We start from the raw sequence: 15,018 nt of genomic DNA on the forward strand, positions 1-15,018 counted from the left end.
GGAACGTTGGAATGGACGAGTTAGAGGCCATCAAGGTCACCTTCTTCCAGGAATGCGAGGAATTGCTCGCCGACCTCGAAGGCGGGCTCCTGGCCATGCAGGACGGCAACGACGATGGCGACACCGTCAACGCCGTGTTCCGCGCCGTCCACTCGATCAAGGGGGGCGCCGGCGCCTTCGGCCTCGAGCCGTTGGTCCGCTTCGCCCACGTGTTCGAGACCCTGCTCGACGCCGTGCGCTCCAACGAGGTGCCTGCGACCCCGGACCTGGTGGTGACTCTGCTGCGCGCCTCGGACGTGCTGGCCGACCACGTCAGCTCGGCCCGCGGGCTGGGCGACGTCGACGAGGCGGTCTCCGCCTCGATGGCCGCCGAGCTGAAGGCCTGCACCGACCCGAACGCCGCGCCGGTCGAGGCCGCCGCTCCGGTCGTCGCGGCTTCGGCCGCGCCGGTCGCCGAGGCGCTGATCGGGGCCGACGACGCCCTGGACGACGACGACCTCGGCTTCGACTTCCAGCCGATGACGATCACCATCGACGAGCAGGCGGCCGACGTCGCCGCCGCCGCGGGCAACGTCTGGACGGTGTCGATCCGCCCGAAGTCGGACCTCTACCGCAAGGCCAACGAGACGGCCCTGCTGCTGCGCGAACTGGCGCGTCTGGGCCCGATCGAGGCCACGCTGGACGCCAGCGCCATCCCGCCGCTCGACCAGCTGGACGCCGAGGCCGCCTATGCGACCTGGACCGTCCGCCTGGAGACCGACGAAGACGAGAACGCCATCCGCGAAGTCTTCGAATTCGTCGACGGCGACTGCGACCTGGAAATCACCCGCGGTGAAGCCGTGGCGTCCGACGACGCCCTGGCCGCCCTGCTGGCCGGTTCCGCCCCGGCCCCCGCGCCGGCGGCGATCGAGGCCGCTCCGGTCGTCGAAGCCTTCGAACCCGCGCCGGTCGAAGCCGCGCCCGAGCCGGTCGCCGTCGCGCCGGTCGTCGAGGCCGCTCCGGCTCCGGTCGCCGCGCCCGCCGCTCCGGCCCCCGTGGCCGCCGCGGCTCCGGCTGCTCCGGCCGCCGCCGCCAAGACCCAGCAGATCGACGTCCCGGGCCCGGGCCAGTCGGTGATCCGCGTCGATCCCGAGCGCATCGACCGCCTGATCGACCTGGTCGGCGAGCTGGTCATCAATCAGGCCATGCTGGCGCAGCGCGTCGGCGAATACGGCATCGCCCCGTCCTCCAACCTGGCCATGGGCCTCGACGAGCTGGAACAGCTGACGCGCGAGATCCAGGACAGCGTCATGGCCATCCGCGCCCAGCCGGTGAAGTCGGTGTTCCAGCGCATGCCGCGCCTGGTCCGCGAAGTCGCCAGCATGACGGGCAAGCAGGCCCGCCTGGTGATGGACGGCGAGAACACCGAGGTCGACAAGACGGTCATCGAGCGTCTGTCCGACCCGATCACCCATATGCTGCGCAACGCCATCGACCACGGGCTGGAAAGCCCCGAGGAGCGCAAGGCGGCCGGCAAGAACCCGGAAGGCGTCGTGCGCCTGGCCGCCCTGCACCGCAGCGGCCGGATCGTCATCGAGGTCTCCGACGACGGCAAGGGCATCAACCGCGAGCGCGTCCACTCGATCGCGATCAAGAAGGGCCTGATCTCGCCGGAGCTGCAGCTGACCGACGAGGAGATCGACAACCTGATCTTCCTCCCGGGCTTCTCGACCGCCGACAAGATCTCGGACGTCTCGGGCCGCGGCGTCGGCATGGACGTGGTCAAGCGCTCGGTGCAGGCCCTTGGCGGCCGCATCTCGATCACCTCGCGTCCGGGCCATGGCTCTACCTTCAGCCTCAGCCTGCCGCTGACCCTGGCCGTCCTCGACGGCATGGTGGTCGACGTCGCCGGCGAGACCCTGGTCGTGCCGCTGGCCGCCATCGTCGAGAGCCTGCGTCCCAAGCCGGAAGAAGTTCGCCCGCTGGGCCCGGTCGGCGCCGTGCTGGCCGTCCGCGACAGCTTCGTGCCGCTGATCGACGTCGGCCTGACCCTCGGCTACCGCGACAGCTCGCCGCCGCCGACCGAAGGGGTCGTGCTGCTGGTCGAGGGTGAAGACGGCTCGCGCGCCGCCCTGGTGGCCGACGCCATCCACGGCCAGCGCCAGGTGGTCATCAAGTCGCTGGAGCAGAACTACCAGCAGGTCGACGGCGTGGCCGCCGCGACGATCCTGGGCGACGGCCGCGTGGCCCTCATCCTCGACGTCGACGCGGTGATCAGCCTGCGTCGCCGCGAGCCGCCCCGTCCCGTCGAACCCACCCTGATCGCCGCGGAATAAGCCGATGACCGAAGAAATCATCACCACGGGCGAGCGCCGGGAGCTGATCTCCTTCCGGGTCGGCGACCAAGAATACTGCGTGGACATCATGGCCGTCCGCGAGATCCGCGGCTGGAGCCCGGCCACGACGCTTCCGCAGTCGCCCGGCTACATGCGCGGCGTCATCAACCTGCGCGGCGCGGTGCTGCCGATCATGGACCTGGCCTGCCGCCTGGGCATGCCGATGGTCGAGCCGACCGTCCGCAGCGTGTTCATCGTGGTCAAGGCGGGCGACCGCATGATCGGCATGCTGGTCGACGCGGTGTCGGACATCCTGTCGATCACCGACGATCTCGTTCAACCGACCCCGGATCTGGCTTGCGACATGGTTCGCAACTTCATCCGCGGCATCATTTCCATCGACGGCCGGATGATCAGCGAAATCTCGCTCGATCGCCTGCTGCCCGAGCGCGAGGCCCTGGCCGCCTGATGACCTTCGCTCCCTCCTCCACTGATCGGCGCGAGGCCCTGGTCGACGGCGAGTTCGCCTTCACCACCCAGGACTTCAAGCGTATCGCCGAGATCCTCTACGGCATGGCCGGCATCAGCCTGCCGGACACCAAGGCCACGCTGGTCTATTCACGCCTGGCCAAGCGCCTGCGCGCCCTGGGCCTGCGTTCGTTCAAGGAATACTGCGCCTTCGTGACCAGCGAGCAGGGTCATGACGAGAGCCAGGAAATGCTGCGGGCCCTGACGACCAACGTCACCCGCTTCTTCCGCGAGCCGCACCACTTCGACGACCTGCGCGCCAACATCCTGGAGCCGATCGCCGACCAGGTGCGCGCCGGCCGCCGCCTGCGCCTGTGGTCCGCCGCCAGCTCGTCGGGCCAGGAACCCTATTCGATGGCCTTCACGGTGCTGTCTGTTTGGCCCAATGCGGCCGAGCTGGACATCCGCATCCTGGGCACCGACATCGACACCAACGTGCTCGCGACCGGCCGTCAGGCCGTCTACGACGAACACCTGCTGGAAGGCATTTCGCCGGCTCAGCGGGGCCAGTTCTTCGAGCGCGATTCGAATGACCGCCGGGCCTATCGCGTCTGCGAGTCCGCCCGCCGCCTGGTCGCTTTCCGCGAACTGAACCTCAACGGCCCGTCCTGGCCGATGAAGGGTCCGTTCGACGCCATCTTCTGCCGGAATGTCGTGATCTATTTCGATGAACCGACCCAGGAGCGGGTCTGGAGCCGCTTTCAGCCTCTGCTGGGGCAGGGCGGCAAGCTCTATGTGGGCCACTCCGAACGCGTCGGCGCCAATGTGCGCGGCTTCGAGAGCTGCGGCCTGACCGCCTATCGCAAGACGGGGGTCTGAGCATGGCCAAGATTCGCGTCCTCGTCGTCGACGACTCGGCGACCATGCGCGGCCTGATCACGGCCGCCCTCAACCGCGACTCCGAGATCGAGGTGGTCGGCGCCGCCGGCGACCCGTTCGAGGCCCGGGGCATGATCAAGGCCCTGAACCCGGACGTCGTGACTCTCGACATCGAGATGCCGAACATGAACGGCATCGAGTTCCTCGAGAAGATCATGCGCCTGCGGCCGATGCCGGTGGTCATGGTCTCCAGCCTGACCCAGGCCGGGGCCGAGATGACCCTGCGCGCTCTGGAGCTGGGCGCCGTCGACTGCGTCGGCAAGCCGACCACGGCCACCGGCACCGCCGAGGCCCTGGCGGAAGTCGCCGAGAAGGTGAAGACCGCGGCCCGCGCCTCGGTCCGCACCAAGGCCGACGCCGCGCCGGCCCCGGTTCGCCGCGGCGCCTACGTGCCGACCGGCGACGTGGTGGCCATCGGCTCGTCGACCGGCGGGGTGGAAGCCCTGCTGTCGATCCTGACCCAGTTTCCCGAGACCTGCCCGCCGACGGTCATCACCCAGCACATGCCGGCGACCTTCACCGCCAGCTTCGCCGCGCGCCTCGACCGCGCCAGCGGGGCCAAGGTGCAGGAAGCCACCGACGGCGCGCTGCTGGAAGTCGGCAAGGTCTATGTCGCCCCGGGCGGCGCCACGCACCTGGAGGTCGTCCGCTCGGCCGGCCTGCGCTGCCGCCTGACGGCCGGCGACCCGGTCAGCGGCCACCGCCCCTCGGTCGACGTGCTGTTCCGCTCGGTGGCCCAGGCCGTCGGCGACAAGGCCGTGGGCGCGATCCTGACCGGCATGGGCCGCGACGGCGCCCAGGGCCTGCTGCAGATGCGCCAGGCCGGCGCCCGCACGGTGGGCCAGGACGAGGCCAGCTGCGTCGTCTACGGCATGCCTCGCGCCGCTTTTGAACTCGGGGCCGTGGAGAAGCAGGTTTCCCTGTCCTCCATCGGCCAATCCATTCTCGATCTGGCCTCCGCGAGGCGATAGACCATGCCCCAAGCAAGCACCATTTCCGTTCTCGTCGTCGACGACCAGCTGACCATGCGGGCGCTGATCCGGAACGCCCTGCAGCAGATCGGCTTCAAGGACATCCGCGAGGCGCCCGACGGCGAAGAGGCCCTGAAGAACCTGCTGGCCAAGCCGGCCAACCTGGTCATCTCGGACTTCAACATGCCGAAGATGGACGGCCTGGCCCTGCTGCGCGCCGTGCGCTCGCACCCGCCGATCCGGCAGACGGCCTTCGTCATGCTGACCGGCCGGGCCGACCGCGAGCTGGTTCAGCGCGCCGTGCAGTTCGGCGTCAACAACTACTGCGTCAAGCCGTTCACCGTGCAGGGTCTGCGCGACAAGATCGAACAAGTTTTCGGACAACTGACATGATCGGGCGCGACTACTCTCACGACGACGAGCTGCGCGCGACCAAGGTCCACGTGACCCAGGGCGAAAGCCATGTCTCGACCGACCCGAACGTGGTCATGACCACGGTGCTGGGCTCGTGCATCGCCGCCTGCATCCGTGATCCGCAGGCCGGCGTCGGCGGCATGAACCACTTCCTGCTGCCCGACGCGGGCGACGGCCGCAGCAGCGGCAGCGGCAGCGGCGGCGACGCGGTGCGTTACGGCGCCTACGCCATGGAACTGCTGATCAACGGCCTGCTGAAGAAGGGCGCCCGCCGCGAGCGGCTGGAAGCCAAGATCTTCGGCGGCGGCAAGCTGTTCGACAGCCTGTCGGACGTCGGCGCCAGCAACGCGGCCTTCGCCGAGCGTTTCCTGCGCGACGAAGGCATCCCGATCGTGTCGTCCAGCGTCGGCGGCGTCTCGGCCCGCCGGGTCGAGTTCTGGCCGGTCACCGGCCGGGTGCGCCAACGCCTTGTGGCCGTCGACAATGCGCCGCAAGAAGTGCGTCGTCCCGCCCCGATTCCTCAGCCCGCGTCCAACGCCGGCGACCTGGAGCTGTTCTAGACCTCATGACCGCCACGTCGACCGCCGCCGCCGATATCATCGTCTCCCCGGATCATCAGCTTCCGGTGGGCGAGCTGTCGCGTCGGCTGGCGGCCGAGCTGGCGGCCGCGGCGATGATCTGCCGCGACTGCGAGCACGTGGCGGGCGAGCTGGCCACCGGCGGCGCGGCGCTCGAGAACATCACCCGCCTGCAGGCCCTCGACGAACTGAGCCAGCGGCTGCACGGCTTGTCGGACGTGCTGGCCCGCATCGGCCAGCATGCGTCCGGCGAATGGAACCTGGCCATCGAGCCCCTGCTCGAAGGCCTGGGCCTGGCCGACCTGGTGGGCCGTCTGCGTTCCGACAAGGACCATGCGGGCTGGGGCGCCGAGGCCGGCGAACTCGACTTCTTCTGAGGCGTCGATGCCCGAGCCGCTAAATCCATCGACTCGGATCAATCTCGAGCGGGCCACCGTGCTGGTGCTCGACGACAACGGCGCGTCGCTGGACATCCTGTCGGGCGTGGTCTCCGGCTTCGGCGTGCGCTCCCTGCACCGCGCCGAGTCGGTGAAAGACGCCCAGGCCCTGATCAAGATCCACACCTTCGACCTGATCATCAGCGACGTGCAGATGCCCGAGGTCGACGGTTACGAGTTCATCCAGTGGCTCCGCCGCGAGGGGCCCGAAACCAACCGCTATGTTCCGGTGATCCTGGTCACGGGCCACACCCGCACCTCGCAGGTGTTCAAGAACCGCGACGCCGGATCCAACTTCACCGTCGCCAAGCCGATCACGCCCAAGGTGTTGCTGGAGCGGATCTTCTGGGTGGCGCGGGAGGAGCGGGCCTTCATCGAGTGCGACACGTACGTCGGGCCCGATCGCCGCTTCAAGCACGAGGGGCCGCCGCCGGGGACGGACGGCCGACGCAAGGACGACCTGGCGGGGGAGGTCGGCGACGCTCAGGAGCCGAACATGTCGCAGGAAGAGATCAACAGCCTGATGAAGGTCGCGAAGGTGCAGATATGACCGTCCGCAAGTTCCGGCCCCCCAACCGCCTCGCCGCCATGATCAAGGATCGTGGCGGCATCCTGGCCAAGGACGCGGTCGCCGCGGCCGAGGCCAATGTCGAGATGCTGCGCGACAGCTCGCTCGCCGCCCTGGACGAGGCCCTGGAAGCCATCGAGGCGCGCTTCGGCCCCACGGCCGCCGGCCGCGCGGGCGAGGACTTCGAGACGCTCTACACCCTGACCCTGAAGATCATCGACGTGGCCGGCTTCGCCGCCGACGCCGGGGTCGACGAGGCGGCGGTGTCGCTGTGCGCCCTGGTCGACAACTGCGCCGAGGCCGGCGCCTGGCGCTGGGACGCCGTCGACGTCCACCTGTCGGCCCTGCGCCTGCTGCGCAACATGGGCGCCGTCCTGCCGGCCGAGCAGCGCCGGGGCATGCTCGACGGCCTGCACAAGGTCGCCCAGCGCTGAAATCGCGCCTTTGTCGATCCTAGCGTAGCGCCGGCGCCACGTTCGCGCCGGTCAATGCAACTGTTACCGGTCCCATGCCTTGATACGCCCTCCGGTGTTTGTTACGCGTTAGTTGCTACCGGTGTCAGGGCGTTGCAAATGCCAATGACACCGGTTTCCATAATGACGGCCGAGAGCGGCCGCGTGGGAAGGACGCGCGGTCGTTTCGACGCCACGACGAGGTCTGTGAGACCGCGTCGCAACGAAACGTATGGGAGGAGGACTGGATGTCTTACGGACATGACGCGCGCCTGCGCGCTCTGAAGATCGGCGTGTCGGCCGGCGCGGTGGCGTTGGCCCTGGCGGCCGCGGGCTCGGCCATGGCGCAGGACGCCGGTGCGACGACCGAGAATTCCGAAGTCGAGGCGGTGGTGGTCACGGGCTTCCGCAACAGCCTGGCCAAGGCCCTCAACGTCAAGCGCGAGGAAGCCGCGGCGACCGACTCGATCCTGGCCGAAGACATCGGCAAGTTCCCCGACCTCAACCTCTCCGAATCCATCCAGCGCATCCCGGGCGTGGCCCTGGCGCGCGACGGCGGCGAAGGCCGTCAGATCTCGGTGCGCGGCCTTGGTCCCACCTTCACCCGCGTGCGCATCAACGGCATGGAAGCCCTGACGACGGCCGGCGGCGCCGACGCCTCTGGCGGCACCAACCGCGGCCGCTCGTTCGACTTCAACATCTTCGCCTCGGACCTCTTCAACTCGATCACCGTGCGCAAGACGGGCGAGGCGTCGGTGGAAGAGGGCTCGCTGGGCGCCACGGTCGACCTGCGCACCGCGCGTCCGTTCGACTACAACGGCTTCGCCATGTCGGCCTCGCTGCAGGGCAGCTATAACGACCTCGCCGAGAAGGCCACGCCGCGCGGCGCCTTCATGATCTCCAACACCTGGCAGGACGGCCGCTTCGGGGCCCTGTTCTCGGTGGCCTACACCAAGCGCAAGATCCTCGAAGAGGGCAACAGCACCGTGCGCTGGGCCACGGGCAACGCCTTCTCGCCGGGCTTCGACGCCGTCAACAACGGCGCGGGCCTGCCGACCACGGTCAACCCCTCGGCCCAGGCCGTGGCCGACAACGCCGCCTTCCACCCGCGCTTCCCGCGCCTCGACCGCTTCGAGAGCGACCAGGAGCGCCTGGGCGCCACCCTGGCCCTGCAGTTCCAGCCGTTCGAAGGCACCACCCTGTCGTTCGACGCCCTCTATGCCGACTTCAAGGGCACGCGCCAGGAGACCTATCTGGAGGCCCCGTCCTTCAGCACCGGCGGCGCCTGTACGGCCGCCAACGTGGCCAGCAGCTGCGGCATCGCCGACACCAACGTGACGGCGCGCACCATCGAGAACGGCGTGATGGTCAAGGGCACGTTCGACGACGTCGACCTGGCCGTCGAGAACCGCTTCGACAAGCTCGACACCAAGTTCACCCAGTTCTCGCTGACCGGCGACCACCAGATCAGCGACAACTTCACGATCCACGGCTTCGTCGGCCACTCCAAGTCGGACCACCAGAACCCGGTCCAGACGACGCTGCGCTTCGACTACTTCAACGTCGACGGCTACAGCTACGACTACACCGACAGCCGCGATCCGAAGTTCAGCTACGGCAACGCCGCCCTGACCGACCCGACCAAGTGGAAGCTGACCCAGATCCGCCTGCGCCCGCAGTCGGCGGTCAACACCTACGACACGGCCCAGGCCTGGGCGGAATACAAGCTCAACGACGCCCTGAGCATCAGCGGCGGCCTGAACTTCAAGCAGTACGAGTTCGAAACCACCGAGATGCGCCGGACGGTCGGCACCACGACCAACCAGGAAACGGTGATCCCGGCGGCCATCGCGGCGATGTCGCTGGCCAGCTTCAGCCGCCTGGCCACCTTCAACGGCGTCCAGACCGTCATCCCGGACCTGGCCAAGGCCGCCAGCGTGCTGAGCCTCTACGACCAGTCGGCCTATGGCGGCGCCTTCAAGCTCGGCGCCGAGCCGTCGCTGGGCAACAACCGCGGCGTCTCCGAAGAGGATCGCGGCGCCTATCTGCAGGGCGACCTGCGCACCGAGATCGGCGGCGTCGGCGTGCGCGGCAATCTCGGCGTCCGCTACGTGAAGACCAAGCAGTACGCCCGCGGCTTCACCTATGTCGGCGGCTCGCCGGTCGGCATCACGGCCGGCCGCGAATATGACGACACCCTGCCGGCCCTGAACCTGGTGGTCGAGCCGACCGAGAACTTCCTGATCCGCTTCGGCGCGGCCAAGGTGATGTCGCGTCCGGACCTCGGCAGCCTGACCCCGGGCTCGACGGTCAGCGTCTCGGGCACCGCCCGCAGCGTCACCGCCGGCAACCCGAACCTGGATCCGTTCCGCGCCAAGACCTACGACATCGCCTTCGAATGGTACTTCCAGAGCCAGGCCCTGCTGTCTCTGGCCCTGTTCCAGAAGGACATCGGCAGCCTGGTGCAGACGGTCACCACCTCGACCACCTTCACCGGCAATCCGTTCGGCATCCCTGACAGCGTGGCCATCGCCGCCTGCGGCACGACCACCGGCTGCAGCCCCTCGGCGCAATGGAACTTCTCGACCCCGGTCAACACCGACGGCGGCAAGGTCAAGGGCTTCGAGGTCAATTATCAGCAGCCGTTCAAGTTCCTGCCGGGCGCGCTGGCCAACACCGGCGTCCTGCTGAACTACACCTACGTCAAGTCGGACGTGAAGTACGTCAACTCGGCCGGCGCCGTGGTCGCCACCGGCGACCTGACCGGCCTGTCGCGCAACGGCTACAACGCCACCCTCTACTACGAGGACGCCAAGTTCAGCGCCCGCGTCTCGGCCTCGTACCGCGACAAGTACCTGACCCGCGTGCTGGGCCAGGAGAACACCACGGCCGCGCCGGTGCTCTATGACGGCACCAACGAGACCTTCAACGTCGACGCCTCGCTGCAGTACACCCTGAACGACCAGTTCAAGATCACCCTGGAAGGGGTGAACCTGACCGACGAGTATCAGGACCAGTTCAGCGGCGAGCAGAACATGCCGGTGGTCTATCACCACACCGGCCGCGAGGTTCTGCTGGGCGTCCGCTACAAGTTCTAGGGCTTAGGACTTTCGAGAGCCGCCCTTGGGGGAGGGCGGCAGGGAAGGGCGCCGGTCGGGGGACCGGCGCCCTTCTTCTTTCGTGGCCGGGCCTATTCCCGCCCGTCGATCCAGGTGCGCACGACGTTGCGCTCGCCGTCGAGCAGCACGAGGTCGGCGGCTTGGTCCGGGGCGATCGAGCCGCGCGTGGCCGACAGGCCCAGGAACGCGGCCGGAGCGGCGGCGGCCATCATCACCGCGTCTTCCAGGCCAAGGCCCAGCATGTCCACCGCATTGCGGACGGCGCCGATCATGTCGAGGTCGGAGCCGGCCAGGGTGCCGCCGGGGCCGACGCAGACGCCGTCCTCGACGGTGATCTGCTGGCCCTGGAGGACGAAGCGCTTGTCGGCCATGCCGACGGTGGGCATGGCGTCGGTGACCAGCATGAAACGGTCCAGCGGCCGGGTGCGCAGGGCGATCCTCAGCGTGGCCGGATCGACATGGCGGCCGTCGACGATGATGCCGCACCAGGCCGACTGGCTCTCCAGCGCCGCGCCCACCGCGCCGGGGGCGCGGCTGGTCAGCGGCGACATGGCGTTGAAGAGGTGGGTGAAGCCGGTCAGACCCGCTTCGAGCGCGGCGCGGACGGTCTCGTAGCGGGCGTTGGTGTGGCCGGCGGCCACCACCACGTCGGCGTCGGCCAGGCGGGCGACCATGTCGGGCGTCGTGGTCTCGGGGGCGAGGGTCACCAGTGTCTTGCCGCGCTTCAGCGACGACAGCAGGGCGATCGCCTCCTCGTCGAGGACGCGGAACTTGCCGGCGTCGTGGATGCCCTTGCGCTGGGCGTTGAGGAACGGGCCTTCGATATGCACGCCCAGCACGCCGGGCACGCCCTGTTCGATCGCCTGCTCGGTGGCCCGCATCGCCGCGTCGACGACGTGCAGGTCGTCGCTGATCAGGGTCGGCAGGAAGCCGGTCGTGCCATAGGGGCGGTGGGCCGCGCCGATGGCGGCGATGGTCTCCACGGTGGGCGCGTCGTTGAAGAGGACGCCCCCGCCGCCATTGACCTGGGTGTCGATGAAGCCGGGAACCAGCAGGCCGCCGGCCAGGTCTTCCACGACGGCGTCGGCCGGGATGTCGGCGTGGGCCAAGAGGCCGGCGATGACGCCGTCGCGCATCAGCAGGGCCTGGCCGGCGACGACGCCGGCCGGGGTCAGGATCTCAGCATTCAAGAGCGCGGTGACGGGCATCAGACGGTCTGGGTCACCTTGTTGAGGTGGGGCGGGCTGTCGGGATCGTAGCCGCGCGCCACCGACAGGCCGGCGGCCATGCGGTAGAAGCTCTGCACTAGCAGGATCGGCTCCAGCAGCGGATGGTCCGATGCGGAAGGCAGCGTCGTCGCGCCGGCGACTTCGCCGCCGGCCAGCAGCACGGTCGCGCCGCGCTCGGCCAGGCCTTGGGCCATCTTCAGCGTCGAGGCGTAGGTCTCGTCCTGCTGGGCGAGCACCAGGGCCGGGAAGCCGTCCTTCACCAGGGCCATGGGACCGTGCAGCACCTCGGCGGCGCTGAAGGCCTCGGCGTGCAGGCCGCAGGTCTCCTTGAACTTCAGGGCCGCCTCCTGGGCGATCCCGAAGCCGACGCCGCGGCCCAGGACGTAGAGGTTGGTCGCGCCCGACAGGGCCTTGATGCCGGCGCTCCAGTCCTGCTCCCAGGCCGCCGCCAGGCCCTGCGGCAAGGCGGTCAGGGCGGTGGTCAGGTCCTCATCCTGAGTCCAGGCCGCGACCAGCTGGGCGATGGCCACGAGGGCGGCGATGTAGGATTTGGTGGCCGCGACGCTCAGTTCCGGGCCGGCGTGCAGCGGCAGCACCGCGTCGGCCAACTGGGCCAGCGGCGAGCTCTCGTCATTGACCAAAGCGACCGTGAACGCGCCGCCCTGCTTGGCCGCCTCGACCGCCGCCAGCAGGTCCGGGCTCTTCCCCGACTGCGAAATGGCCAGATACAGCACCCCCTCCAGGTCCTGCGGCGCGGCGTAGACCGACGACACCGACAGCGCCGCCGACGAGGTCAGCACGCCGGCGCGGGTCTCGATCAGGTATTTGGCGAAGGTCGCCGCATGGTCGCTCGATCCCCGCGCGCAGGTGACCACGGCCCGGGGCGGAGCCGCCCTCAGCCGCTGCGCGATCGTCGCCGCCGCCTCCGCATTGGCCGCCAGCTGCCGGGCGACCACGCCCGAGGCCTCGCCGGCCTCCTGGAACATGCGCGTGGCTTCGGCGGTCAGGGTTTGGACATGGGAAAGGGGCTGCGCTGTCACGGGCCGTACTCCAGGACACAAAAACAAAAGAGGGGGGGAGGGATCAGGCGGGGTCGTTGAGTTCGGCCACGAAGTCGTAGGTGTCGCCGCGGTAGTAGGACTGGGTGATCTCGACGGCCCGGCCGTCCTTGAGGAAGCCGCGCCGCTCGACCAGCAGGCCGGCGTCCTTGGCCTTCACGCCCAGCAGGGTGGCGTGCTGCGGGGTGATCAGCACCGCGCGCAGGCGCTGCAGCGCCCGCACCGGCCGGTAGCCGGCGTCGGCCATGGCTTCGTACAGCGAGTGCTCGACCACCTCGACCGAGGGCAGGGCGAAGGCGGCGATGGTCGAATATTCGACGGCCATCGGCGCGCCGTCGGCATAGCGGATGCGGTGGAAGCGATAGACCGGCGTGCTGGGCGACAGGCCCAGGGTCAGCGATTCCTCGGGCGTCACCGAGCCTTCCATCTTGGCCAGCCACTCGCTGTGCGGGCTGCGGCCGCGCGAGATCATGTCCTCGGTGAAGCAGGTCAGCTTGGAGAAGTTCTTCTCGACCCGCGAGGCCACGAAGGTGCCCGCGCCCTGGCGGCGGGTGAGCAGGCCCTCGCTGACCAGGCCCTCCAGCGCCTTGCGCACGGTGATGCGCGAGACGTTGAAGTCCTCGGCCATGTCGCGCTCGGGCGGCAGGGCGTCTTCCGGCGTCAGGATCTTGTGCTGGATCGCGTCGCGCAGGGCGCGCTGGAGCTGCAGATAGAGCGGCGCGGAGGCGGCGGTCTGGATCGGACCGATGCGTTCGGAGAGCAGCATGGGCTAGATTTCCATCTCGAGTGGAGCCAGGCGCCGCGTTTCGGGGCATCTCACTGCGCACATACCAATCTAAGTCCTTTTTGCCCGCCGCTTTGATCCTATAATTCGCACCAGGGCGATAAATCGCTTTTGTGTCAAACGATTTTCGGCTTCGGGTGCCGGTGTCCGTTTTTTGAGTGGTATTAAAATGGCATCTATGCTCAGCCTTCGATCAAGAGATGCAAGTGCGCCGGGACCGGCCGCGCTGCGACACGTTACGGGGGAGTCGTCGATGTCGGGTCTGGTTCTTCACGCGCCTTTGCAGGGCTGGGCGGGGCCGTTGGACGAGGTTCCGGATGCGGTGTTCGCGCAGCGGATGCTGGGGGACGGGGTGGCGATCGATCCGGTGGGGTCGGTGCTGGCGGCTCCTTGCGACGGCGTGGTTGTGAGCGTGCATCGGTCGGGGCATGCGGTGACGATCCGGGCGGTGAACGGCGCGGAAATCCTGATGCATGTGGGGCTGGAGACGGTGGCGCTGGGCGGGGAGGGCTTTGAGGTCCACGTCGTCGAGGGCCAGGCGGTGAAGGCTGGCGAGGCGCTGATCGGCTTTGATCTGGATCTGCTGGCGCGGCGGGCCAAGAGCCTGATCACGCCGGTGGTCATTACCAATCCGGAGGCGTTTTCGATCGTCCGGCGGACGCAGGACCAAGAGACGCCGGCGGGCGGGTTCCTGATGGAGCTGGTCCCGGTGGCCGGCGCGGCGGTGGTCCAGACGGCCGCCGAGGTGGAGATCTCCCGCGAGCTGGTCGTGCCGCTGGCGCACGGCATCCACGCCCGTCCGGCGGCGCGGATCGCCGAGATGGCGCGGGGCTTTGCCGCCGACGTCGCGATCGTGGCCGGCGGCCGCCGGGCGAGCGCCCGCAGCCCGGTCGGGGTGATGGCCCTGGCCGTGAAGCTGGGCGACCACGTCTCGATCGTCGGGTCGGGCGTTGACGCAGCAGCGGCCGTCAATGCCGTCGCCGCCCTGATCGAAGGCGGCATGGGCGAGAAGGCCGGCGAGGTCGCGCCGAAGGTCGCTGAAGAAGCTCCGGTCGTCCTGGCCCCTTCGGAGCCCGCAGAGCCCGGCGTGCTGCGCGGGGTGATGGCCGCGCCGGGGCTGGCGATCGGCCAGGCCGTGCGGCTGGCGGTGGAAGAGATCACCGTGGCCGAAGCGGGGCAGGGCGTCGCCGCCGAGCTGGCCGCCCTGGATAGGGCGCTGGACGCCGTCCGCGCCCGCATCGCCCTGGCCGCCGAGACCGGCGAGGCCGCGCGCAAGGCGATCCTGGCCGCGCACCTGGCCTTCCTCGAAGACCCCGAGCTCACCGCCGCCGCGCGCAAGCTGATCGGCGAAGGCAAGAGCGCCGGTTTCGGCTGGAGCCGCGCCGTCGGCGGCTATGTCGAGGCGCTCAAAGGTTTGGGCGACCGGCGGCTGGCCGAGCGGGTCGATGATCTGATCGATCTGGAGCGCCAGGTGCTGCGGGTCCTGCTGGGCCTCGAAGAAGAGACCGCCTGCGCCCTGCCCGCCGGCGCCGTCCTGCTGGCCGACGAGCTTTTGCCCTCGCAGCTGATGGGCGTGGATCCGACACGGGTGGCCGGCTTCGCCACCGCCCGCGGCGGCCCCACCTCGCACGTGGCCATCCTGGCCGCCGCCATGGGCCTGCCGGCCCTGGTCGCCGTCGGTCCTGG

Annotated in this window: 14 protein-coding genes; 11 read left to right on the forward strand and 3 right to left on the reverse strand. The window is 69.3% G+C overall.

Features of this window, described 5'->3' with window-relative positions; translation table 11 throughout:
- The first annotated feature begins 11 nt into the window (after positions 1-11).
- From AC07N1_RS18685 to AC07N1_RS18730, 10 genes are all read left to right on the forward strand, one after another.
- Positions 12-2,315 carry a chemotaxis protein CheA gene (locus tag AC07N1_RS18685; RefSeq protein WP_494673148.1) on the forward strand — a complete coding sequence of 768 codons (2,304 nt, stop codon included), beginning with the start codon at positions 12-14 and terminating at the stop codon, positions 2,313-2,315.
- A gap of 4 nt (positions 2,316-2,319) precedes the next feature.
- Positions 2,320-2,784, forward strand: a complete 465-nt coding sequence (locus AC07N1_RS18690) for a chemotaxis protein CheW (RefSeq protein WP_110118616.1) — start codon at positions 2,320-2,322, stop codon at positions 2,782-2,784.
- Entirely contained in the window at positions 2,784-3,662 is an 879-nt protein-coding gene (locus AC07N1_RS18695) for a CheR family methyltransferase (RefSeq protein ID WP_494673149.1), read from the forward strand. Before AC07N1_RS18690 ends, AC07N1_RS18695 begins: the two co-directional genes overlap by 1 nt.
- A 2-nt stretch (positions 3,663-3,664) precedes the next feature.
- A complete protein-coding gene (locus tag AC07N1_RS18700; RefSeq protein WP_494673150.1) occupies positions 3,665-4,693 on the forward strand; it encodes a protein-glutamate methylesterase/protein-glutamine glutaminase in 1,029 nt (342 codons plus the stop codon).
- A 3-nt stretch (positions 4,694-4,696) separates the two neighbouring features.
- Positions 4,697-5,086 (forward strand): response regulator, encoded by a 390-nt coding sequence (locus AC07N1_RS18705; protein WP_007675655.1) that lies wholly within the window; start codon positions 4,697-4,699, stop codon positions 5,084-5,086.
- Entirely contained in the window at positions 5,083-5,667 is a 585-nt protein-coding gene (locus tag AC07N1_RS18710) for a chemotaxis protein CheD (protein ID WP_494673151.1), read from the forward strand. Before AC07N1_RS18705 ends, AC07N1_RS18710 begins: the two co-directional genes overlap by 4 nt.
- A 5-nt stretch (positions 5,668-5,672) precedes the next feature.
- On the forward strand, positions 5,673-6,062 hold the full coding sequence (locus AC07N1_RS18715; protein WP_487289011.1) for a DUF8776 family protein: 390 nt from the start codon (positions 5,673-5,675) through the stop codon (positions 6,060-6,062).
- A 7-nt stretch (positions 6,063-6,069) separates the two neighbouring features.
- Complete coding sequence (locus AC07N1_RS18720; RefSeq protein WP_110118611.1) at positions 6,070-6,672, forward strand: response regulator; 603 nt, start codon at positions 6,070-6,072, stop codon at positions 6,670-6,672.
- Complete coding sequence (locus tag AC07N1_RS18725) at positions 6,669-7,124, forward strand: chemotaxis protein CheE (protein ID WP_494673152.1); 456 nt, start codon at positions 6,669-6,671, stop codon at positions 7,122-7,124. Before AC07N1_RS18720 ends, AC07N1_RS18725 begins: the two co-directional genes overlap by 4 nt.
- 266 nt (positions 7,125-7,390) lie before the next feature.
- Complete coding sequence (locus AC07N1_RS18730) at positions 7,391-10,240, forward strand: TonB-dependent receptor (RefSeq protein WP_494673153.1); 2,850 nt, start codon at positions 7,391-7,393, stop codon at positions 10,238-10,240.
- Positions 10,241-10,332: 92 nt separating this feature from the next.
- Here the strand turns inward: AC07N1_RS18730 and nagA are convergent, their stop codons facing one another.
- The 3 genes from nagA to AC07N1_RS18745 all read right to left on the reverse strand — a co-directional run bounded on the left by nagA (position 10,333) and on the right by AC07N1_RS18745 (position 13,314).
- On the reverse strand, positions 10,333-11,469 hold the full coding sequence (gene nagA / locus AC07N1_RS18735) for an N-acetylglucosamine-6-phosphate deacetylase (RefSeq protein WP_494673154.1): 1,137 nt from the start codon (positions 11,467-11,469) through the stop codon (positions 10,333-10,335).
- Positions 11,469-12,476: an SIS domain-containing protein gene (locus AC07N1_RS18740; RefSeq protein WP_494673158.1), complete on the reverse strand. Its 1,008-nt coding sequence runs from the start codon at positions 12,474-12,476 to the stop codon at positions 11,469-11,471. Before AC07N1_RS18740 ends, nagA begins: the two co-directional genes overlap by 1 nt.
- Before the next feature lie 97 nt (positions 12,477-12,573).
- Positions 12,574-13,314, reverse strand: a complete 741-nt coding sequence (locus AC07N1_RS18745; protein WP_494673155.1) for a GntR family transcriptional regulator — start codon at positions 13,312-13,314, stop codon at positions 12,574-12,576.
- A 271-nt stretch (positions 13,315-13,585) separates the two neighbouring features.
- Here AC07N1_RS18745 and AC07N1_RS18750 point away from each other — a divergent pair.
- A partial coding sequence (locus tag AC07N1_RS18750; RefSeq protein ID WP_494673156.1) for a glucose PTS transporter subunit IIA occupies positions 13,586-15,018 on the forward strand: 1,433 nt, incomplete at its 3' end.

Source organism: Caulobacter sp. GW821-FHT09B11 (assembly GCF_059418205.1).

Excerpts from the sequence above, each read along its gene's own strand:
- nagA (WP_494673154.1), bottom strand. The coding sequence starts at position 11,469 with ATGCCCGTCACCGCGCTCTTGAATGCTGAGATCCTGACCCCGGCCGGC.
- AC07N1_RS18740 (WP_494673158.1), bottom strand. The coding sequence starts at position 12,476 with ATGTTCCAGGAGGCCGGCGAGGCCTCGGGCGTGGTCGCCCGGCAGCTG.
- AC07N1_RS18710 (WP_494673151.1), top strand. The coding sequence starts at position 5,083 with ATGATCGGGCGCGACTACTCTCACGACGACGAGCTGCGCGCGACCAAG.
- AC07N1_RS18690 (WP_110118616.1), top strand. The coding sequence starts at position 2,320 with ATGACCGAAGAAATCATCACCACGGGCGAGCGCCGGGAGCTGATCTCC.
- AC07N1_RS18730 (WP_494673153.1), top strand. The coding sequence starts at position 7,391 with ATGTCTTACGGACATGACGCGCGCCTGCGCGCTCTGAAGATCGGCGTG.
- AC07N1_RS18725 (WP_494673152.1), top strand. The coding sequence starts at position 6,669 with ATGACCGTCCGCAAGTTCCGGCCCCCCAACCGCCTCGCCGCCATGATC.
- AC07N1_RS18700 (WP_494673150.1), top strand. The coding sequence starts at position 3,665 with ATGGCCAAGATTCGCGTCCTCGTCGTCGACGACTCGGCGACCATGCGC.
- AC07N1_RS18685 (WP_494673148.1), top strand. The coding sequence starts at position 12 with ATGGACGAGTTAGAGGCCATCAAGGTCACCTTCTTCCAGGAATGCGAG.
- AC07N1_RS18715 (WP_487289011.1), top strand. The coding sequence starts at position 5,673 with ATGACCGCCACGTCGACCGCCGCCGCCGATATCATCGTCTCCCCGGAT.
- AC07N1_RS18720 (WP_110118611.1), top strand. The coding sequence starts at position 6,070 with ATGCCCGAGCCGCTAAATCCATCGACTCGGATCAATCTCGAGCGGGCC.
- AC07N1_RS18705 (WP_007675655.1), top strand. The coding sequence starts at position 4,697 with ATGCCCCAAGCAAGCACCATTTCCGTTCTCGTCGTCGACGACCAGCTG.
- AC07N1_RS18695 (WP_494673149.1), top strand. The coding sequence starts at position 2,784 with ATGACCTTCGCTCCCTCCTCCACTGATCGGCGCGAGGCCCTGGTCGAC.
- AC07N1_RS18745 (WP_494673155.1), bottom strand. The coding sequence starts at position 13,314 with ATGCTGCTCTCCGAACGCATCGGTCCGATCCAGACCGCCGCCTCCGCG.